Here is a 20114-nt window from a genome sequence, read left to right as displayed (position 1 = left end):
TGCGCCGGGGGGCTTCCACGACGCGGGCGCCCCGGGTCAGCCGCCGCGCCGGACGGGGGCGGGGCCGGCGAGGGCGGCGGCGAGCACGGCCGGCGCCTCGGCCAGGGACGGGCCGTACCAGGTGAGGTGACGGCCGCTGACCAGGGCCGCGGGTATGTCCGGGAACGCCTCGGGCCCGTCGTCCGCGGTGAACCGGTACGGCTCGTCCGGGAGCACGACGAGGTCCGCCCCGCTGCCGGTGAGCTCGTCGACCGGCACCCGCAGATACCGCTCCTGGTGGGTCCCGTAAACGTTCTCGACGCCCAGCCGGGCCAGCAGGTCGCCGGCGAAGGTGTCCCGGCCGAGCACCATCCACGGCCGGCGCCAGACGGGCACGACGGCCTTGCGGGGGCGGGCCGCGGGCTGCAGCGACGCCCAGGTCTTCTCCGCGGCGTCGAGCCAGGCCGGGCGCGGCAGGCCGCAGGCCTCGACGACGACGCGGTGCAGTTCCCGGAAGGCCTGCGGAAGGCTGCGCACCTCCGTGACCAGCACCGTCAGCCCCGCCGCGCGCAGCGCCGCGAGGTCGGGCTCGCGGTTCTCCTCCTCGTTGGCGATCACCAGGTCGGGGGCGAGCCGCACGATCTCCGCGATGTCGGGGTTCTTCGTGCCCCGGACCCGCGTGACACGCAGGTCGGCCGGCTGGTTGCACCAGTCGGTCGCGCCCACGAGCAGGGCGGGCGCCGTGGTCGCCACCGCCTCGGTGAGCGAGGGGACGAGGGAGACCACACGCCGTGCGGGGCCGGAGTCGCGACGGGTCATGTCCCCACCGTATCCATCCCCGCGGGACGGGGAGGGCCGGACGGCGCGGCTCCGGCACGAGGGAGGGGAAGTGCCGGGTGCCGCGCCGTCCGGGGTCGGGATCCCGGTCAGCCGACCGGGGCGAGCCGGTCCGTGAGACCGGGGTGGGCGTCGAGCCAGTCGCGGACGCCGTCCTGCTCGTGGCCCTGGCCGGCCTTGTGGACGGCGCCTTCCAGTCCGGTCAGCTCCTTCTCGCTCAGCTTGAAGTCCTGGAGCCACTTGGCGACCTTCGGCTCGTCGCCGGCGAAGCCGCCCCGGGCGAGGGTGTGGATGCCGTCGCCCTTGCCCCAGGCGCCGAGCGGGTCCTTCAGCTTCTTCAGGCTGTGCTCGCCGTAGGCCCAGTGCGGGGACCACAGGGTGACGACGACGGGCTCCTTCGCCTTGATGGAGCGGTCGAGCTGGGCGAGCATGCTGGCGGTCGAGCCGGTGGTGACCTCGTATTCGCCCTTCAGGCCGTACCTGTCCAGGACGGTGTCGTTGAGCATCTTCATCATCCCGGCGCCGGGCTCGATGCCGATGATCCGGCCGCCGAACTGCTTGCCCTTGCCCTTGAGGTCGGCCAGCGAGTCGATGCCCTTGACGTAGGAGGGCACCGTCAGTTCGAGCGAGGTGGGGCCGTACCAGGAGCCGTAGTCGTCCAGCTCGTTCTTGTACTTGTCCCAGTACGACCGGTGCGTGACGGGCAGCCAGGAGTCGGTCTCGAAGTCGACCCGCCCGGCGGACATGCCGGTGTACAGGGCGCCGACGTCGTACTGGGTGACCTTCGGCTCGTACCCGCGCCGTTCCAGCAGTTCCTTCCACAGGTAGGTGGAGGCGACGCCCTCGTCCCAGGGGATGTAGCCGATGTCGACCTGGCGGCCCTTGCCGACGTCGTCGGCCTCGGGGACGGCGGTCCCCTCGTCGGCGGCGCCGAAGACGTTCACCCCGCCGGCGACCAGCGCGAGGGCGACGATGCCGACGACGGCGACGGAGGTCTGCGGGCGGTACTTCCACAGCTGCAGGCCGCGCGGGGAGGCGGCCGTGGCCATCGCGCGCCGGCCCAGCGGGGAGACCCGGGTGCCGAGGGCTCCGGTGACGCGGTCCAGGTACATGGCGAGGATGACCACGGACAGGCCCGCCTCGAAGCCGAGGCCGATGTCGACCTGGCTGATGGCGGTGAAGACCGAGGCGCCCAGACCGCCGCCGCCGACCATGCCGGAGATGACGACCATGGACAGCGCCAGCATGATCACCTGGTTGACGCCCGCCATGATCGTGGGGAGCGCGAGCGGCAGCTGCACCCGCAGCAGGGTGCTGCGCGGGGCGGTGCCGAAGGCCTCCGCGGCCTCGACGAGCTCGCCGTCGACCTGCCGGATGCCGAGCTCGGTCATGCGCACGCCCGGCGGCAGGGAGAAGACGATGGTGGCGATGATGCCGGGCACCTGGCCGACGCCGAAGAAGAAGATGCCGGGGATCAGGTAGACGAAGGCGGGCATCGTCTGCATGAAGTCCAGCACCGGGCGCAGGGCGGCGGAGACGGTGCGGTTGCGCGCCGACCAGATGCCGAGCGGCACGGCGAGCACGATGGTGATCACGGTGGCGACCAGCACCAGGGACAGGGTGTCCATGGCCTCGTCCCACTGCTGCACGGAGACGACGACGGCCAGGCCCGCGAAGGAGAGCACGCCCGCGGTCAGACCGCGCAGCCACAGCGCGAGGACCGCGAGGATGCCGGCGAGCAGCAGCGGCGCGGGGGCCTGCAGGACGGCGTCCAGGCCGTCGTACATGCCGGATACGACGGCGCTGATGAGGTCGAAGAGCGGACCGAAGTGGTCGCGCAGGTAGGTGACGGCGCTGTCGGTCCAGTCGCCGAGGGGCAGCCTAGGCACGCGCCGCCTCCTTCCGCGGCCGGCCCGGCACCCTGGGCGCGGCGTCCTGCGGCCCGGCGTCCTTCGCGGGCGGGCCGGCGGCCGCCCGCGCCGTGTCGTCGGTGCACGGCGTCACCGGTCCGTCGTGGTCGCCGAGTGCGGCCAGCAGCCGGTCCTTGGCGATCACGCCGACCACGTCGCCGGCCTCGTCGCGGACGGCCACGGGGTGCGGGACCCGCGCGCTGACCGGCAGGACGTCGGCGAGCGCGGTGCGCGGGGTGACCGTCTCGCAGCGGCAGTCGCCCGCGTCGGGGCGGTGCGGGGGCTCCATGACGGTGCCGGCGGTCAGCACGCGGGAGCGGTCGACGTCGTGCACGAAGGAGCTGACGTAGTCGTCGGCGGGGCGCAGCAGGATGTCCTCGGGGGAACCGATCTGGACGATGCGCCCGTCGCGCATGACGGCGACGCGGTCGCCGAGGCGCATGGCCTCGTTGAGGTCGTGGGTGATGAAGACGATGGTCTTCTTCAGGCTGCGCTGCAGTTCGATCAGCTGGTCCTGCATGTCACGGCGGATGAGCGGGTCCAGGGCGCTGAAGGACTCGTCCATGAGGAGCACGTCGGCGTCGGTGGCCAGGGCGCGGGCCAGGCCCACGCGCTGCTGCATGCCGCCGGAGAGCTCGTCGGGCCAGGAGTCGCCCCAGCCGGACAGGCCGGTGAGTTCCAGGGCCTGCGCGGCGCGCTTCTCGCGTTCCTTGCGGCCCACGCCCTGCACCTCCAGGCCGTACGCGGCGTTCTGGAGGACGCTGCGGTGCGGGAAGAGCGCGAAGTGCTGGAAGACCATGCTGATGCCGTGCGAGCGCACGCGGCGCAGTTCGCGGGCGCTGAGTGCGGTGAGGTCTCGGCCGTCGAAGAGCACCCGCCCCGCGGTGGGGGGATTGAGCCCGTTGAGCGTGCGCAGCAGCGTGGACTTGCCCGACCCGGACAGGCCCATGACGACGAAGATCTCGCCCTCGCGGACGTCGAAGCTCGCGTCGATCACCGCGGCGGTCGTACCGCTCCCGCGCAGTTCGTCGCGTCCGGCTCCGGCCTCCAGACGGCGCACGCCGTCCTCGGGGTCGGCACCGAACACCTTGTACAGATGCTCTGCCTGCAGCCTGTACACATACACCTCACGTGTCGTAGGGAGGACGACCGGCTGCCCCCGCACGCAGGTCGCGGAGCGCTCCTGTCCCGCTCCGGGACGGCGGCTGCCCCGACCCGAGCGGAGCAAACCGTTCCGTGACGGAGGTCACGGTGTCGGCGGCGTGCGGCATCATCGGCGTGTGACTCGACGCCTGATGCTCCTGGACACCGCCAGCCTCTACTTCCGCGCGTACTTCGGCGTGCCCGACTCGGTGCGCGCGCCGGACGGCACGCCGGTCAACGCCGTGCGCGGGCTGCTGGACTTCATCGCCCGCCTGGTCGCCGACCACTCCCCCGACGACCTGGTGGCCTGCATGGACGCGGACTGGCGGCCGCAGTGGCGGGTGGACCTGATCCCCTCGTACAAGGCGCACCGCGTCGCCGAGGAGGTCCCCGGCGGCTCGGACGTCGAGGAGGTCCCGGACACCCTGTCGCCGCAGGTCCCGGTGATCGAGGCGGTGCTGGACGCGCTGGGCATCGCCCGGGTGGGTGTCGCCGGCTACGAGGCGGACGACGTGATCGGCACCCTGACGGGCCGGGCGCCGGGCCCGGTGGACATCGTGACGGGTGACCGCGACCTGTTCCAGCTGGTGGACGACGCCCGCGGGGTGCGGGTGCTGTACCCGGTCAAGGGCGTCGGCTCGCTGGACGTGGTGGACGAGGCCTGGCTGCGCGCCAGGTACGGCGTGGACGGCCCCGGTTACGTGGACCTGGCGCTGCTGCGCGGCGACCCGAGCGACGGCCTGCCGGGCGTGCCGGGGATCGGCGAGAAGACGGCGGCGAAGCTGCTGGAGGCGTACGGCGACCTGGCCGGGATCATGGCCGCCGCCCACGACCCCGCCTCCAAGGTCACCCCCGCGCAGCGCAAGCGGCTGCAGGAGGCCCGGGAGTACGTGGCGGTCGCGCCGAAGGTGGTGCGGGTGGCCTCCGACGTGCCGCTGCCGGAGTTCACCCCGCAGCTGCCGCGGGAGCCGCGCCGGCCCCAGGAGCTGGCCGCGCTGGCCGAGCGCTGGGGGCTGGGCGGCTCGCTGCAGCGGCTGCTCAGCGTGCTGGGGCCGGAACGGGCCGGGTGACGGCGAGGACGTCCCGGTCGGGCTGGAGGGTGAGGCCGACGGTGGGGCGGATCTCCTGGTCGCCGGTGTCCAGGTGGAAGCGGCTGCCGAGGGTGGCCAGCACGATCACCGCCTCGACCATCGCGAAGCGCGCCCCGAGGCAGGCCCGGGTGCCCCCGCCGAAGGGGAACCAGGTGTGGTCGGTGACCGGGTCGGGCGCCCCGTCCAGCCAGCGCTCCGGGCGGAACTCCTCGGGCTCCGGCCACCAGCGGGGGTCGCGGTGGGTGGCCCAGGGGCTGATCCAGACCTGGGTGCCCGCCGGGACGGGCGCACCGCCCAGGGCGGCGCCCTCCTCGGCGACGGCCAGGTTGAGCCAGACCGTGGGCCGCACGCGCAGGGTCTCCTTCACGACGGCCTCGGTCCAGCGCAGTTCCGCGTAGTCGTCGAAGCCGGGGGTGCGGCCGCCGAGCACCCGGTCCAGCTCCTCGGTGAGCGCCTCACGCGCCTGCGGGTTGCGGGACAGCAGGTGCCAGGCCCAGGTCAGGGTGGTGGCGGTGGTCTCGTGGCCCGCGTTGTAGAGGGTGACGGTCTCGTCCCTGATCTCCCTGTCGGTGAGCGGGACGCCGTGTTCGTCGACGGCGGCCAGCAACCGGCTGAGCAGGTCGTCGCGTTCGCCGCCGGTCTCACGGCGGACGGCGACGATCCGGGCGACCTCGGCGTCGAGGGTGTCGACGGCGGCCTTGAAGCGGATCCGCCCCGGGGTGCGGACCCAGTCGGGCAGCATCGCGCCCAGTCCCCGGAACTCGGCGCCCATCTGCTGCTGGGCGGCGTCCATGCAGCGGCCGATGACCTCCTCGCGGACGGCGGCGTCGGTGCCGAACACGGTCCGTACGGCGATGCGCTGGGTCAGCCCGGTCATCTCGCGGCGTACGTCGATCCGTTCGCCGCCGTTCCAGCGGTCGGCGACCTCCCGTGCGCAGTCGGCCATGGTCGCCGCGTACGCGCGCACCTGCTTGGGCCGTACCGAGGGCTGGACGAGGGAGCGCTTGCGGCGCCAGTCGGCGCCCTTGGCCACCACGACCCCCTCGCCCATCAGGTAGCGGAAGGACCAGCCGAGGTCGGGCAGGGAGAAGGTGGACTCGCGGGCCGAGAGCAGTTCCCCGATGAGCGCGGGATCATTGAGGAAGCGCGCGGGGGTGCGGCCCATGGCCCAGGTGACCTGCCCGGCCCCGCACTCGCGGAGCGCGGTGAAGAAGGCGAGCGGGTCCTTGGCGAACTGCGGGAGGTTCCCCAGCAGCGGCACCCCGCGCGGTCCTGCGGTGATCGCGGTGGCGGTGTCGGAACCCATGTGCGCCGGCCTCCCCGGTAGCGTCTGATCGCGTCCGTCCCATCAAAATCGGAGAACGGCGGATCGGAACCGGTGTTCGAAGATCTCGTGATCTTTCCGAGACCGGCTGCACGGGACGGGCCTGATGGGTTAGGCTTGCCTAACTTAGTGCGAGGAGTGTGCTCATGGCAGACCGTCCGGTGCGCAGGAAGCCGCAGCTCAACCGCGCGCGGGTGCAGCACGTGGAACGGCTGACCCCGCACATGATCCGCGTGGTGCTCGGCGGTGAGGGCCTGGCGGGATTCCCCGTGGGCGAGTACAGCGACCACTACATCAAGCTGCTGTTCCCGGTCGAGGGCGTGCGCTACCCCGAGCCGTTCGACATCCAGCAGGTCCGCGCCGAGTTCCCCCGCGACCAGTGGCCGCGCATCCGGACGTACACCGTGCGCCGGTGGAACGCACAGGCGCGCGAGCTGACGGTCGACTTCGTGTACCACGGCGACGAGGGCCTGGCCGGCCCGTGGGCCGCGCGCGTCCAGCCCGGCGAGGAGGTGCTCTTCCTCGGCCCCGGCGGCGCCTACGCGCCCGGCTCCGCGGCCGACTGGCATCTGCTCGTGGGCGACGAGAGCGCGCTGCCGGCGATCGCCGCCTCGCTGGAGCGGCTGCCCGAGGGCGCTCCCGCCCGGGTGTTCGTCGAGGTCTCCGGCCCGGAGGAGGAGCAGAAGCTCCCCACGCCCGGCGACGCCGAGGTCACCTGGGTGCACCGCGGCTCCCGGCCGGTGGGCGAGGCCCTGCTCCACGTCGTGTCCGGGCTGGAGTTCCCGCCGGGTGACGTGCAGGCCTTCGTCCACGGCGAGGCGGGCTTCGTCAAGCAGCTGCGCCGTCTGCTGCGCGTCGAGCTGGGCGTGCCGCGTGAACGGCTGTCGATCTCGGGGTACTGGCGCACCGGCCACGACGAGGACGGCTGGCAGGCCTCCAAGCCCGAGTGGAACCGCCGCATCGAGGAGGAGCAGGAGCCGCCGCGGGCGCTCGCTTCCTGACGTCGCGTACGCACGAGGCGTGACCCCGCCGTGGGGTCACGCCTGGTCGTCATACCGGCCGGGTCTCAGACGGACTTCTGGTACGAGCGGAAGGTGCGGGTCGACAGCCCGACCGCGGCGACCGCCACCACCAGCAGCGCGCCGCCGCGGGTGAGCACGTCACCCCAGTCGGGGCTGTCGGCCATCGCGGAACGGCCCGCGACGAGCGCCCAGTTCATCGGGTTGACGTCGGCGACGTGCCGCATCCAGGACGGCATCAGCGCGGGCGCCATGAAGGCGGAGGACAGGAAGGTCAGCGGCAGCAGCAGGAAGGTGTTGATGCCGATGATGCTCTCGCGCTGCCGTACCAGCATGCCCATGGCGTTGGAGAACGCCCCGACCAGCGTGCCCAGCAGGACCGACGCCAGGACGAGCACCGGCAGCCCGACGGCCCCGCCGGGGTAGTCGGCGCCGCCGAGCTTGCCGAGGGCGACGATGACGACGGACTGCAGGGCGGTGCTGAGCCCCTGGGAGACGACGTTGCCGTTGATGAGCGCGGCGCGGCTGACCGGGGTGGTGAGGAAGCGGTTGAGGGTGCCGCGCTCGATCTCCTCCAGCGTGCCCATGCCGGCCCACATGCTGGAGGACAGCGCGCTCATCACGACCACGCCCGGGACGAGGTAGTCCAGGTACGATCCGCCGCCGAAGCCGGGCAGCTCCACCACGCGGCGGAAGAGCGCGCCGAACAGGAAGAGCCAGATCACCGGCTGCACCAGGGTGATGAGCAGGTACGCGGGCTGGCGCCAGAACGCCATAAGCTGACGCTGCGTCATGTACCAGGTCTGGGTGAGCGCGACGCTCATCGGGCACCTCCGGCGGGCGCGGGGACGGTCGCGGACCCGGCCGCGGGGGTGGCGGTGTCGGCGTCTTCGAACCGGCGCCCGGCGTAGCGGAGGTACACGTCGTCCAGCGAGGGCCGGGCGACGGTGACGGAGGCGACGGCGGCACCCTCGCGCTCCAGGACGGCGAGCACCTGCGGCACGGCCGCGGCGCCGTCGTCGGCACGGGCGCTGAGCCGGCGGCCGTCCAGCCGGGCCTCGCGGACGCCCGCGAACTCGCCGAGCGCCGTCTCCAGGAGGTGGGCGTCGACCGGGCCGGCCGGCTCGCGCAGCTCCACGTGCACGGCGTCGCCGCGCAGTTCGCCCTTGAGCCCGTCGGGGGTGCCCTCGGCGACGACCCGGCCGCGGTCGACGATCGCGATGCGTTCGGCGAGCCGGTCGGCCTCCTCCAGGTAGTGCGTGGTGAGCAGGATGGTCAGGCCGTCGTCGCCCGCCAGGCGCGCGATCTCCTCCCACATCGCGGTGCGCGCCTCGGGGTCGAGGCCGGTGGTCGGCTCGTCGAGGAAGAGCACCTCGGGGCGGTGGACCAGGCCGAGCGCGACGTCCAGGCGCCGCTGCATGCCGCCGGAGTAGGTCTTCACCGGCCGCCCCGCCGCGTCGGCCAGGTCGAAGCGGGTGAGGAGCTCCCCGACGCGGCCGTCGAGCGCGGCGCCGCGCAGCCCGTACAGCCGGCCCTGCAGCCGCAGGTTCTCCGCGCCGGTGGCGACCGGGTCGGCGCCCGACCTCTGGGCGACGACACCGATGGCCCGGCGCACCCGGTCGGGGTGGCGCAGGGCGTCGTGACCCGCGACGAGGGCGGTACCGGAGTCGGGACGGGCCAGGGTGGTCAGGATCTTCACCGTGGTGGACTTCCCGGCGCCGTTGGGGCCGAGCAGCCCGAAGACGGTGCCGGGCTCCACGGTGACGCCCATCCCGTCGAGGGCGCGCACGTCCCCGGGATAGGTCTTGACGAGGTCGTGCGCCACGATCGCGGGCGCGCGTGTGCTCATGACAGATTCCTCCGCCTGCCAAGGGGGCCGTGCCTGCACGGCCCGGTGATCGGTCGGTTCGCGGGCCCGTGCCGGGCCGCGCGGTGGCCCTGGTGAACGGGCCTTCCACGAACGGCCGGACCGATCGGCGGGGGGACTGCCGGGCTATCCTGGGTGTGCCGCACCTCGATCGCCTGGCGACTGTTCCCGCAGCCGTCCGGTCCGGGGTCACCGCCCCCGGCGCGCGCTGTTCCCGCAGCGAGCGCCGGGGGCGTTCCTCATGTCGGTGTCGCGTCGGGGCCGGTCCGCCTCCGCTGCTCCTCCCTGAAGCGCCGTGCGGTGGCCGATTCCTCGGCCCCCTCCTCGGACTCCGTCCAGGCTTCGGGCATCTCACCGGTCTCATGCCAGCGCCGCCACTCGGCGGCGCCGGAGACGGTCCCCTTCCCGAGTTCGCCGAGGAAGCCGCGGATCCACTCCGCCTCGGCCTCGAGCATGTGGACCTGGTACTCGGTCTCGATCAGGAACATCCGCGGCAGGTCGTGCCGGAGCCTGGCGAGCACGCCGTGGACGCCGGCGGCCTGCACCTCCAGCTTCGCGACCCGCTCGGTGAGCAGGTCGACCACTTCGTCGGCGGGCAGCACGAGCAGCAGCGACAGCGCCGCCTCGAAGGCCGGGTACTCGCGCACCGGGACGGCGACCAGGTCGGCGAGCCAGTCGTGCAGCTCCTCCCGGCCGGCCTCGGTCAGCCCGTACAGCGTGCGCTCGGGGCGGTTGCCCTGCCGCTGCACGCCGGTGACCTCCACGAAGCCGTGCTTCTCGAGGTTCTGCACGACGGTGTAGAGCGAGCCGTAATTGATCTTGATGCTCTGCTCCTTGCCCCGCTGCCGCAGCACCTGGGCGATCTCGTACGGATGCATGGGGCGTTCCCCGAGCGTCGCCATGACGGCCAGGGCCAGCGGATTGCCGAGCTTGCGGCGCTTGGCCATGCCCGTGCACCTCCCCGCACTCGCACCCGTATATCCGTGACCGAACATATCGCGAGTCATCCACTCTGACAAGCGCGATACATCGCGAATCGCGAGGAGGGTCGCGCGCCCTGACGGCGGTGAGCACCTTGGAGCGTTGCGGACATGAACGTGACACGCGGGCGAAATGGACCACCCCTAATTTCTGTCACCCGACAGGAATCCAGCGACAGGGGTCCGCCATGACCACCACCGCACCGTCCGCGCCCTCCGCTCCCCCGCCGCCCCCGCCGGCCTCCGACGACGGCACCCTCGCCGGCTTCGGCTACCGCCAGGAACTGCACCGCAGCATGGGGCGCTACGCCTCCTTCGCCGCGGGCTTCTCCTTCATCTCCGTCCTGACGACGGTCTTCCAGTTCTTCGCCTTCGGCTTCTCCTCCGGCGGCGCCGCCTTCTTCTGGACCTGGCCCGCGGTGCTCGCCGGGCAGCTGCTGGTCGCCGCCTGCTTCGCCGAACTCGCCGCCCGCTACCCACTGTCCGGGGCGATCTACCAGTGGTCGACCCGGCTCAGCACACCGACGTGGGGCTGGTTCGCCGGATGGATCATGGTGATCGGCCAGGTGGTGGTCGTGGCGGCCGCCGCGCTCGCGCTGCAGGTCGTCCTGCCCGCGATCTGGCCGGGCTTCCAGGTCCTCGGCGGCGATCCGGCACCCACCACCGCGACCGGGGCGGCCAACGCGGCGCTGCTCGGCGTGGTGCTGCTGGCCCTCACGACCGTGGTCAACACGCTCGACAACCGGGTCATGTCGGCCGTCAACCGCGTCGGCGTCACCGCGGAGATCATCGGCGCGGGCCTCATCGTCATCCTGCTGTTCACGCACGCCGAGCGCGGCCCCGGCGTCACCCTCCACACCGGGGGCCAGGGCGGCGCCGTCGGCGCGCTCCTCGTCGGCTCCTTCACCGCCGCGTACGTCCTCATCGGCTTCGACAGCGCCGGCGAGATGAGCGAGGAGACCCGCGCGCCGCGCCGCACCGCCCCGCGCACCATCCTCACCGCCCTCGCCGCGGCCGGTGCCCTCGGCGGACTGCTCCTCCTCGGCGGACTGCTCGCCGCCCCGAGCCTCACCGACGGGCGGCTCGGGACGGAGGGCCTGAGCTACGTCCTCACCAGCAGCCTCGGCGCGGGTGTCGGGAAGGCCCTGCTCGCCGACGTCGCCGTCGCCATCGCCGTGGCCACGCTCGCCATCCAGACCGCCGGCACCCGGATGCTCTTCTCCATGGCCCGCGACGGTGTCCTCCCGTTCTCCGCCCGCCTGTCCCGGGTCTCGCCCCGTACCGGCATGCCCGTCGCGCCCGCGCTCGTCGTCGGCGTCGCGGCGGCCGCGCTCTGCCTGCTCAACCTCCTCTCCCCGGACGCCTTCCTGGCCATCGGCACCACCTGCATCGCCATGCTGTACCTGGCCTACGCCATGGTCACCGGCCCGATGCTGCTGCGCCGACTGCGCGGCGACCGCTTCGGCGCCGGCGGGACGGACGAGCGGGGCCGCCCGCTGTTCTCCCTCGGCCGCTGGGGCCTGCCCGTCAACGCGCTGGCCCTGCTCTACGGGCTGGCCATGACGGTCAACCTCGCCTGGCCACGGGCCGCGGTCTACGACCCGGCGGGCGGCCACTGGTACTTCCAGTGGTTCACCGTGCTGTTCCTGCTGGGCAGCGTGGGTGCGGGGGTCGCGTGGCGGCTGCTGAGGGCGCGTCCGGGGCGCTCGGCGGAGAACGCCCGCCTCGCCGAGGCCCTCCCGGAACCGACCCGATAACCACGGCGGTTCGACGGCACGACGCCCCTCCCCGTCTCGACCTCGGGGAGGGGCGTGCGGCACCAGTGTGGCACCGGCCACCGACAGCGGCCGGGGGCCGGCGCTGCCACACTGGCCGTATGGCCGTACCCGCACCCGAGCCGTCACCCCTGCCCGGCCTGTCGCCCGACGGGCAGCCGGCGCAGGAGCGCCCGACCGTCCTCTGCGCCGACTGCCACCGGCCCCTCACCACGCACGACGCCCGGCTCTGGGGCCGGGGCCGCGGCTGCCGGCGCAAACACGGACTCGGCACGGCACCACGGATCGGGCGCTTCGACGTCGAGCAGGAGCAGCTGCCGGGGACGTGAACACGTGCCCGGACTAAGCCGCGGGAACGAACGGCTTCTTGCACACGAGGCAGATCATCTTCCGCTGCCACTCCTCGTTCGCGCGCTTCGCGGCTTCCACCCTGGCCCGTTCCCGCAGACTCCACACGACGCCGACGACGGCCACCAGCAGCCCGGCGAGGATCGCGCCCGACACGAGCAGCGCCACCCCCAACAGGAGCAGACCCAATGGCCATGCGAAGGCACGCTCGGCCTTCGGCGGCCGTCCGAGATCAGCCTTCAACGACGAACCCGGCTCGACCGTCGCCTCGAACAACTGCAGGCTCTGCACCCGCGTCGACCCGCACGACTCGTTCGTGCACCGCAACTCCGCCATCAACGCCCCCGATCCCACAGGCAGATGACGAAAGCGTGCGGCTCACCGGCCCATGGTCACCATCCGTCGGGCGTGGGATGTGAGGCGACTCACTATTCGTCGACAAACCGACAAGGTGCCTCCCTCGCCCGGGCGCCGGGCGCTCGCGGCCCCGGGCATGTCCGCGGCCGACCCGATGCCCCGCCTGCCGTGGTGGGCGCGTACGGTACAGCCGTGGAATCCGCGCACTGGACCGCCGCCGCCGTGGTCCTGGCCCTCGCCGCGCTCGGCGTCGTCGTCGCCGCCGTCGCCGTCGCCGTCAATGTCGCCGAGGGCGATCACGCCCCGGTCGTCATCCCCTCACTGCCCATCACGGTGCTCCTGTCCGTCGGCCTCGGGCTCGGAGCCCGCCTCGCGTGGCGGAGGGCGACCGGGCGCGGCGCGCCGTCCGTCGGCGTGGAACACCAGGCATGGCCGTCGCGCGGGCTGACAAGTGACGCACCGTAAGGAACGCGCTGCGGGCGCGATCGTCGGATCGGCCGTCGGCGACGCGCTCGGCGCGCCCTTCGAGTTCGGCCCGGCGGGCGCGTTCAGCGCCCGCTTCCCCGCGCCGGGCACGGGTGACGAGATGTGCGGTGGCGGTGGCTGGGACCCCGGTGAGGCCACCGACGACACGCAGATGGCAGTGCTCGTGGCCGACTCCCTGCTGGAATCGGGCAGGCTCGACCTCCCCGACGTCTTCGCGCGATTCGTGCGGTGGGCGGCCGCCGACCCCAAGGACATCGGCTTGCAGACCGAGGCCGTCCTGACCTCCGGCGACCCCTGGGACCTGGCCGCGGCGGTGCACTTCCAGACGCATCACCGGGCGGCGGGCAACGGCGCCCTGATGCGGGCCGCCCCCGCCGCCGTCCACTTCGCCGGACACGGACGCGCGGCCTCCCTCGACGCCGCACGCAGGATCGCCGCCCTCACCCACGGCGACCGCGCCGCCTGGGAGGGCAGCGCGATCCTCCACGACCTGGTACGCGTGGCCCTCGACGGCGGCGACCCGGTCGCCCCCGCGGCCGTGGCCGATGCGCTGGCGCAGGTCCCCGAGCCCTTCCACCAGCGGTGGGCCGCCGTCCTCGCGCCCGGCTGGCACCCCGGTCTGGCCACGGAGTTCAACGGCGCCGTCTGGCCCTGCCTCGGCTCCGCGGTCTGGGCCGTGCGGACCACCGGCGGCTTCGAGGCCGCGCTGCGCGCGGCGGTCGACCTGGGCGGCGACACCGACACCGTCGCCGCCGTCACGGGGACCCTCGCCGGCGCGGTGTACGGCCTCGCGGCCGTACCCGAGCGCTGGACGGCTCACCTGCACGTGCCGGTACCGGGCTCGCCCGGCCGCGTCCTGCGCGTCGCCGACCTGATCGTTCTGGCGGCCCGGCTGACCGGGGACTGACCTCCCGGGGCCGCGTCACACCGCCAGCAGGGCCTCGCCCTCGCGGTGCAGGGCGGCCAGGCCGCCGTCCGGGCAGCCGGCGACGCGCAGCGCCGCGTCGGCGGTCGCGGAGGCGAAGGCCGGCCCGTCGGGGATCGGGCTGTCGCGCCGGATGAGGATGACGCCCTCGATGAGGCCGAAGACGAGGTCGGCGCGGACCTCGAGATCGGCGGCGCGGAGCGCGGCGCCCGGCACCGTCGCGGCCAGCAGGGCCGCGTAGGCGGCCTTCAACTCGTCCCGGGCGGCGCGGAAACCGGCGAAGCGCTCGGCACGGACCTCGGGGAGCAGGTAGAGCGCGCCGAGGTTGTGCGGCCCCCCGCACAGCAGGGCGACGTCCGCCCGGCACAGTGCCCACAGCCGGGCCTCGGCAGGCGCGTCCGTGCGGGCGACGAGCGAGTGCGCGAGGTCCAGGGACGGGCGGACGGTGCCCTCCAGGAGCGCGGCGAGGAGGTCCTCCTTGCCGCCGAAGTAGTGGTACATCGAGGCCTGCCGCATCCCGGCGCGCTCGGCGACGGCGCGGGTCGTGGTGGCCGCGTAGCCCTGTGTGCTGAACAGTTCGGCCGCGGCGGCGAGGAGTTCCTCGCGGGCGGTCAGGCCGCTGTCCGGCCGCGCCTGCGCGCGCGGCCGCCCGACGCGCCGTCCCGTGGTGCTCACGCCTCGATCCTCGCACAGCCGCCCGACCCCCCGGGGTGCCCGGCCCCCGCACGCGGGGCGGCACACGGTACGGGTGCCCCGGAGCACCGGACCGCCGCACGGCTCCGCAGCGAGCCCCGAAGTGACCGGTGCCGCCCGGCGTCCGGGCGACGCCCCGGCACACCGGGCTCCGGTCCGGCGCCACCGGGATCACGGGCCGTGCGGGCGTGAGCACCCGGTAACCGTCAGGAAACGCACGGGCAATGGCGCCGAATCCACCGCCGCCTAATTTCTGTCGGACGACAGAAATTGGAGGTGGAACGCCGTGTCGACAGGGACGCCTCACGGAGCCCGGGACCACGCCCGCGCGCAGGAGGGGACGCGGGTGGACGCCATGCCCGTGCTGCCCGCCGCGCACTGGCCGGAGCGGCCGCCGCCCGGTGTCGAGCCGCGGGACCTGGTCTGGGCGGAGACCGTGGCGGCGGGCGCGTACACGCACAAGGTGCTGGCCCGCGGCACCGAACTGCGGCTCACCGACCTGGCGGGCGACGCCTGCGCCCACCTGCTGCTGTACGTCGCCGACCGCCCCTGGGAGCGGCTCAACACCGCCGACACGGTGAAGGTGCTGTGGAACGCCTACCTCGGCGCGGGCCACCTGCTCCTGTCCGACCAGGGCCGGGTGCTCGCCTCGGTCGTGGCCGACACCGGCGGCCGGCACGACGCGCTCTGCGGCACCTCGACCGCCGTCCGCAACACCGCCCTGTACGGGGACGGTTCGGCGCACGGCCCCTCCCCCGCGGGCCGCGAGCTGCTGAAGCTGGCCGCGCTGAAGAACGGCCTCGAGCCGCGCGACCTGCCGCCGTCGGTCTCCTTCTTCCAGGGCGTCCGCGTCGTCGCCGACGGCAAGCTGGAGTTCACCGGCTCCGCGGGCCCCGGGGCGTCCGTCACCCTGCGCGCCGAGCAGCCGCTGACCGTGCTGATCGCGAACGTGCCGCACCCGCTGGACCCGCGGCCGGAGTACGTCTGCACACCACTGGAGGTGCTGGCCTGGCGCGCCGCGCCGACCGCGCCCGGGGACCCGTTGTGGGACGCCACTCCCGAGGGCCGCCGCGCCTTCCTCAACACCGCCGACCACCTCGCCGCCAGGGGGCTGCAGTGACCAGCGAGACCGCTCTCGTCCCCGCCCGCGCGCCCTGGTCCGCGGTCGTCCGCGCCGGGGAGCACCTGACCGTCACCGACCTCGGCGGCAACCAGGCCGTGGACTTCCTGGTGTACGACGCCCACGACACGGCCATCCGCTACAGCGCGCCGGACACCCTCCAGGCCCAGGGCGGCATCTTCCTGACCACCGGCAGCGTGCTGCTCTCCAACGAGCACACCCCGCTGATGACCGTCGTGGAGGACACCTGCGGCCGCCACGACACCATCGGCGGCGCCTGCTCCAAGGAGTCCAACACCCTGCGCTACGGCCACCACACCTGGTCGCAGCACGCCTGCGTGGAGAACTTCCTCGCCGAGGGCGCCAGGTACGGCCTCGGCAAGCGGGACCTGGTGGGCAACGTCAACTGGTACATGAACGTGCCCGTCGAGCCCGACGGCACCCTCGGCATCGTCGACGGCATCTCCGCCCCCGGGCTCCGGATCGTGCTGCGGGCCGAGACCGACGTCCTCGTCCTGGTCTCCAACTGCCCGCAGATCAACAACCCCTGCAACGGCTTCGACCCGACCCCGGTCGAGATGACGGTCTCCGGCGGCCGCGCATGACCCACGCCGTGAGCCACGCCGCCTTCGACACCCTCCTCGTCGCCAACCGCGGCGAGATCGCCGTCCGCGTCATCCGCACCGCCCGGCGCATGGGCCTGCGCACGGTCGCCGTCTTCTCCGACCCCGACCGCTCCGCCCCGCACGTGCGCCTCGCCGACCACGCCGTACGGCTCGGCCCGGCCCCGGCCAAGGCCAGCTACCTGGACGCCGACGCCGTCCTGGCCGCCGCCCGCGCCACCGGGGCGGGGGCGGTCCACCCCGGCTACGGGTTCCTCTCCGAGGACGCCGACTTCGCGCGCCGCTGCGAGGCCGCCGGCCTGGTCTTCGTCGGGCCGACGCCGGAGCAGCTGGCGCTCTTCGGCACCAAGCACACCGCGCGCGCCGCCGCCGAGGCCTCCGGGGTGCCCCTGCTGCCGGGCACCGGGCTGCTGGCGGACCTCGACGCCGCCCTGGAGGCGGCGCGGGCCCTCGGCTACCCGGTGATGCTCAAGGCCACCGGCGGAGGCGGCGGCATCGGCATGCGGGCCTGCCGCTCCGCCACCGAGCTGACCGGGGCCTGGGAGGGCGTGCGGCGCGTGGCCGCGGCCTCCTTCTCCTCCGCGGGCGTGTTCCTGGAACGCCTGGTGGAGCGGGCCCGCCACGTCGAGGTGCAGGTCTTCGGCGACGGGCGGGGCCGGGTCGTCGACTTCGGCGACCGCGACTGCTCCCTGCAGCGCCGCAACCAGAAGGTCCTGGAGGAGGCCCCGGCCCCCGGTCTGCCGGACGCCGTGCGCCGCCGCCTCGCCGGCAGCGCCCGCGACCTGTGCGCCTCCGTCGGCTACCGCTCGGCGGGGACGGTGGAGTACGTGTACGACGCCGCCCGCGACGAGGCGTACTTCCTGGAGGTCAACACGCGCCTGCAGGTGGAGCACCCGGTGACGGAGGAGGTGTACGGCGTCGACCTCGTCGCGTGGATGCTGCGCCTCGCGCAGGGCGACACCGGCGTGGTCACGGAGCCGGGCCCGCCGCGCGGTCACGCCGTGGAGGCCCGCGTCTACGCCGAGGACCCCAGCCGCGGGCACCGGCCCGGCGCGGGCGTGCTGACCGAGGTCGCGTTCCCCGAGGGCGTCCGCGTGGACGCCTGGGTCGAGACCGGGACCGAGGTGACCACCGCGTACGACCCGATGCTGGCCAAGGTCATCGCCCACGGCACCGACCGCGAGGACGCCCTCGACCGGCTCGCCCGCGCGCTCACCGCGACCCGGGTGGGCGGCATCGAGACCAACCTCGGCCTGCTGCGCGCCGCCGTCGCCGAGCCCGCGCTGCGCGCGGCCGCGCACACCACGGCGACCCTGGAGGGCGTCGCCGACCCGACGCCACGCGTCGAGGTGCTGCGGCCGGGCACGCTGACCACCGTCCAGGACTGGCCCGGCCGCACCGGGCTCTGGCACGTCGGCGTGCCGCCCTGCGGGCCCATGGACGACCTGTCCTTCCGGCTCGGCAACGAGGCGCTGGGCAACGACGAGGGTGCCCCCGGCCTGGAGTGCACCCTGCTCGGCCCGCGGCTGCGCTTCACGCACGCCACGACCGTCTGCGTCACCGGCGCGCCCGTCGCCGTGACCGTGGACGGCCGGCCGGTGCCGCAGTGGGAGCCGGTCACCGTACCGGCCGGCGGCGAGCTGGACGTACCGGCTCCGCAGGGGCCGGGGCTGCGGACGTACGTGCTGTTCGGCGACGGCGGGCTCGACGTCCCCGCGTACCTGGGCAGCGCGGCCACCTTCACCCTGGGGCGGTTCGGCGGCCACGGCGGCCGGGCGCTGCGCTCCGGGGACGTGCTCCACGGGGGCGGGGCCTGCGGCGGTACCACCGTGCCCGTGGACCGGCGACCGGACTTCACCACCGCGTGGCACGTCGCCGCCGTCGAAGGACCGCACGCAGCGCCCGAGTTCTTCACCGAGGACGACGTCCGCGACTTCTACGCGGCGCAGTGGAAGGTGCACTTCAACTCCGCGCGGACCGGCGTCCGCCTGGTCGGCCCGAAGCCGCGCTGGGCCCGCGCCGACGGCGGTGAAGCCGGGCTGCACCCCTCCAACATCCACGACACCCCGTACGCGGTCGGCGCCGTCGACTACACCGGCGACATGCCCGTGCTGCTCGGCCCGGACGGGCCCTCGCTGGGCGGCTTCGTGTGCCCGGCGACCGTCGTCACCGGGCAGCGCTGGAAGCTGGGGCAGCTCCGTCCCGGTGACACCGTGCGGTTCGTGCCGGTCACCGAGGACACGGCGGCCGCCCTGCGGCGCTCCCCCGCCGTCGCGCCGCGCGCCTCCCGGCCCGAGCTCGGCGACGGCGGGGTCCTCGGGCGCCTTCCGGAGGGCGAGGGCCGCCCGTCGGTGACGTACCGGCGCAGCGGCGACGACAACCTGCTCGTCGAGTACGGGCCGATGCAGCTCGACCTCGCCCTGCGGATGCGCGTCCACGCCCTCGCGGAGCACCTGGCCGCCGCCGGACCGCCGGGGGTCGTCGACCTCACGCCGGGCATCCGCTCGCTGCAGGTGCACGTCGACCCGGACGTGCTGTCCACGGCCAAGCTGCTGGACTGCGTGCGCGAGGCGGAGGGGCACCTGCCGCCCGCCGAGCGGCTGGTGGTGCCCAGCCGCACCGTCCACCTGCCGCTGTCCTGGGACGACCCCGCCACGCGCGAGGCCGTCGCCCGCTACATGGCGGGGGTGCGGGACGACGCGCCCTGGTGCCCCTGGAACATCGAGTTCATCCGCCGTGTCAACGGGCTGGAGTCGGTGGAGGACGTCCGGCGCACCGTCTTCGACGCGGAGTACCTGGTGCTGGGGCTCGGTGACGTCTACCTGGGCGCGCCCGTCGCGACCCCGCTCGACCCACGGCACCGGCTGGTGACCACGAAGTACAACCCGGCGCGGACCTGGACCGCCGAGAACTCCGTCGGCATCGGCGGCGCCTACCTGTGCGTGTACGGCATGGAGGGACCCGGCGGCTACCAGTTCGTGGGCCGCACCGTCCAGGTCTGGGGGCGGGGCGCGACGGCCGGGCGGCGGCCGTGGCTGCTGCGGTTCTTCGACCGCATCAGGTGGTTCCCGGTCGAGGCCGGCGAACTGCTGGAGATGCGCGCCGACATGGCCGCAGGGCGCCTGGAACTCCGGGTCGAGGAGGGCGAGTTCGCCCTCGCCGGACACCAGGCCTTCCTCGACGCCAACGCCGCATCCATCGGCGCCTTCCGGGCCCGGCAGGCGGCCGCGTTCGCCGCCGAGCGGGACGCGTGGGAGGCGGCCGGGGAGTTCGCCCGTGCGGAGGCGGCCGCGTCCCCGGTGGCGGGCGCGGGCACGACGGGCGTCACGGTGCCCGAGGGCGGCAGCGCGGTCGAGGCGGAGTTCCCGGCGTCGGTGTGGCAGGTCGCGGTCCGTCCGGGTGACCGGGTACGGGCCGGGCAGCGGCTGCTGGCACTGGAGGCGATGAAGATGGAGTCCCCGGTCGAGGCCCCCGTGGACGGCGTCGTGGACGCGGTCCTGGTCACCCCGGGGGACCAGGTCGACGCCGGCACGGTGCTGCTCACGCTGCGCCCCCTGTAGCCCGCCCCTGCTGCGCCTGCCTCCGGTGCTCGACGCCCGGACGTCCCGCCTTTCCCACCGGTCGCGGCCGGCCCCCG

18 protein-coding genes are annotated in these 20114 nt (G+C 74.2%); 9 read left to right on the top strand and 9 right to left on the bottom strand.

Annotated elements, in window-relative coordinates:
• Nucleotides 1-36 precede the first annotated feature (36 nt).
• The 3 genes from OG937_33775 to OG937_33765 form a co-directional block, all read right to left on the bottom strand.
• A complete protein-coding gene (locus tag OG937_33775; protein ID WUD76307.1) occupies nt 37-798 on the bottom strand; it encodes a helical backbone metal receptor in 762 nt (253 codons plus the stop codon).
• A 107-nt stretch (nt 799-905) separates the two neighbouring features.
• A complete protein-coding gene (locus tag OG937_33770) occupies nt 906-2705 on the bottom strand; it encodes an ABC transporter permease/substrate binding protein (protein ID WUD76306.1) in 1800 nt (599 codons plus the stop codon).
• Nucleotides 2698-3846, bottom strand: a complete 1149-nt coding sequence (locus OG937_33765) for a glycine betaine/L-proline ABC transporter ATP-binding protein (protein ID WUD78976.1) — start codon at nt 3844-3846, stop codon at nt 2698-2700. Before OG937_33765 ends, OG937_33770 begins: the two co-directional genes overlap by 8 nt.
• A 175-nt stretch (nt 3847-4021) precedes the next feature.
• On the opposite strand from OG937_33765, the gene OG937_33760 reads away from it, so the two are divergent.
• The gene (locus OG937_33760; protein ID WUD78975.1) at nt 4022-4939 is read left to right on the top strand and encodes a 5'-3' exonuclease; all 918 of its coding nucleotides are present in this window, start codon (nt 4022-4024) and stop codon (nt 4937-4939) included.
• On the opposite strand, the gene OG937_33755 is transcribed toward OG937_33760, so the two are convergent.
• Nucleotides 4908-6266 (bottom strand): cytochrome P450, encoded by a 1359-nt coding sequence (locus tag OG937_33755; protein ID WUD76305.1) that lies wholly within the window; start codon nt 6264-6266, stop codon nt 4908-4910. The two genes, OG937_33760 and OG937_33755, sit on opposite strands and share 32 nt — an antisense overlap.
• Before the next feature lie 164 nt (nt 6267-6430).
• Here OG937_33755 and OG937_33750 point away from each other — a divergent pair, with 164 nt between their 5' ends.
• Entirely contained in the window at nt 6431-7285 is an 855-nt protein-coding gene (locus tag OG937_33750; GenBank protein ID WUD76304.1) for a siderophore-interacting protein, read from the top strand.
• A gap of 65 nt (nt 7286-7350) precedes the next feature.
• On the opposite strand, the gene OG937_33745 is transcribed toward OG937_33750, so the two are convergent.
• The 3 genes from OG937_33745 to OG937_33735 form a co-directional block, all read right to left on the bottom strand.
• Nucleotides 7351-8127 (bottom strand): ABC transporter permease, encoded by a 777-nt coding sequence (locus OG937_33745; GenBank protein ID WUD76303.1) that lies wholly within the window; start codon nt 8125-8127, stop codon nt 7351-7353.
• Entirely contained in the window at nt 8124-9152 is a 1029-nt protein-coding gene (locus tag OG937_33740) for an ATP-binding cassette domain-containing protein (GenBank protein WUD76302.1), read from the bottom strand. Before OG937_33740 ends, OG937_33745 begins: the two co-directional genes overlap by 4 nt.
• A gap of 257 nt (nt 9153-9409) precedes the next feature.
• Nucleotides 9410-10117, bottom strand: a complete 708-nt coding sequence (locus tag OG937_33735; protein WUD76301.1) for a PadR family transcriptional regulator — start codon at nt 10115-10117, stop codon at nt 9410-9412.
• Nucleotides 10118-10338: 221 nt separating this feature from the next.
• On the opposite strand from OG937_33735, the gene OG937_33730 reads away from it, so the two are divergent.
• Together OG937_33730 and OG937_33725 are read left to right on the top strand one after the other, a co-directional pair.
• Nucleotides 10339-11907: an amino acid permease gene (locus tag OG937_33730; protein ID WUD76300.1), complete on the top strand. Its 1569-nt coding sequence runs from the start codon at nt 10339-10341 to the stop codon at nt 11905-11907.
• A 119-nt stretch (nt 11908-12026) separates the two neighbouring features.
• Nucleotides 12027-12254 carry a DUF6011 domain-containing protein gene (locus OG937_33725; GenBank protein WUD76299.1) on the top strand — a complete coding sequence of 76 codons (228 nt, stop codon included), beginning with the start codon at nt 12027-12029 and terminating at the stop codon, nt 12252-12254.
• 13 nt (nt 12255-12267) lie between these two features.
• Here the strand turns inward: OG937_33725 and OG937_33720 are convergent, their stop codons facing one another.
• Nucleotides 12268-12564 (bottom strand): hypothetical protein, encoded by a 297-nt coding sequence (locus OG937_33720; protein WUD76298.1) that lies wholly within the window; start codon nt 12562-12564, stop codon nt 12268-12270.
• A 258-nt stretch (nt 12565-12822) separates the two neighbouring features.
• Here OG937_33720 and OG937_33715 point away from each other — a divergent pair, with 258 nt between their 5' ends.
• Both OG937_33715 and OG937_33710 read left to right on the top strand, forming a co-directional pair.
• Entirely contained in the window at nt 12823-13095 is a 273-nt protein-coding gene (locus tag OG937_33715; GenBank protein ID WUD76297.1) for a hypothetical protein, read from the top strand.
• Entirely contained in the window at nt 13082-14023 is a 942-nt protein-coding gene (locus OG937_33710; protein WUD76296.1) for an ADP-ribosylglycohydrolase family protein, read from the top strand. The genes OG937_33715 and OG937_33710 overlap by 14 nt, the downstream gene beginning before the upstream one ends.
• A gap of 15 nt (nt 14024-14038) precedes the next feature.
• Here OG937_33710 and OG937_33705 read toward each other — a convergent pair whose 3' ends face one another.
• On the bottom strand, nt 14039-14716 hold the full coding sequence (locus OG937_33705; protein ID WUD76295.1) for a TetR/AcrR family transcriptional regulator: 678 nt from the start codon (nt 14714-14716) through the stop codon (nt 14039-14041).
• A 304-nt stretch (nt 14717-15020) separates the two neighbouring features.
• Here OG937_33705 and OG937_33700 point away from each other — a divergent pair, with 304 nt between their 5' ends.
• Genes OG937_33700 through uca form a run of 3 tightly spaced genes read left to right on the top strand, consistent with a single transcriptional unit; the run spans nt 15021 to nt 20037 of the window.
• A complete protein-coding gene (locus OG937_33700; GenBank protein WUD76294.1) occupies nt 15021-15854 on the top strand; it encodes an urea carboxylase-associated family protein in 834 nt (277 codons plus the stop codon).
• Nucleotides 15851-16459 carry an urea carboxylase-associated family protein gene (locus OG937_33695; GenBank protein WUD76293.1) on the top strand — a complete coding sequence of 203 codons (609 nt, stop codon included), beginning with the start codon at nt 15851-15853 and terminating at the stop codon, nt 16457-16459. The genes OG937_33700 and OG937_33695 overlap by 4 nt, the downstream gene beginning before the upstream one ends.
• A complete protein-coding gene (gene uca / locus OG937_33690) occupies nt 16456-20037 on the top strand; it encodes an urea carboxylase (protein ID WUD76292.1) in 3582 nt (1193 codons plus the stop codon). The genes OG937_33695 and uca overlap by 4 nt, the downstream gene beginning before the upstream one ends.
• Nucleotides 20038-20114 lie beyond the last annotated feature (77 nt).

Origin of the sequence: Streptomyces sp. NBC_00510, from assembly GCA_036013505.1 — a bacterium.
In the GTDB taxonomy this organism is placed as follows: Bacteria; Actinomycetota; Actinomycetes; order Streptomycetales; family Streptomycetaceae; genus Actinacidiphila.
Note: the sequence above shows the minus strand (reverse complement) of the source record. Positions and strands in the feature narration are given on the sequence as shown.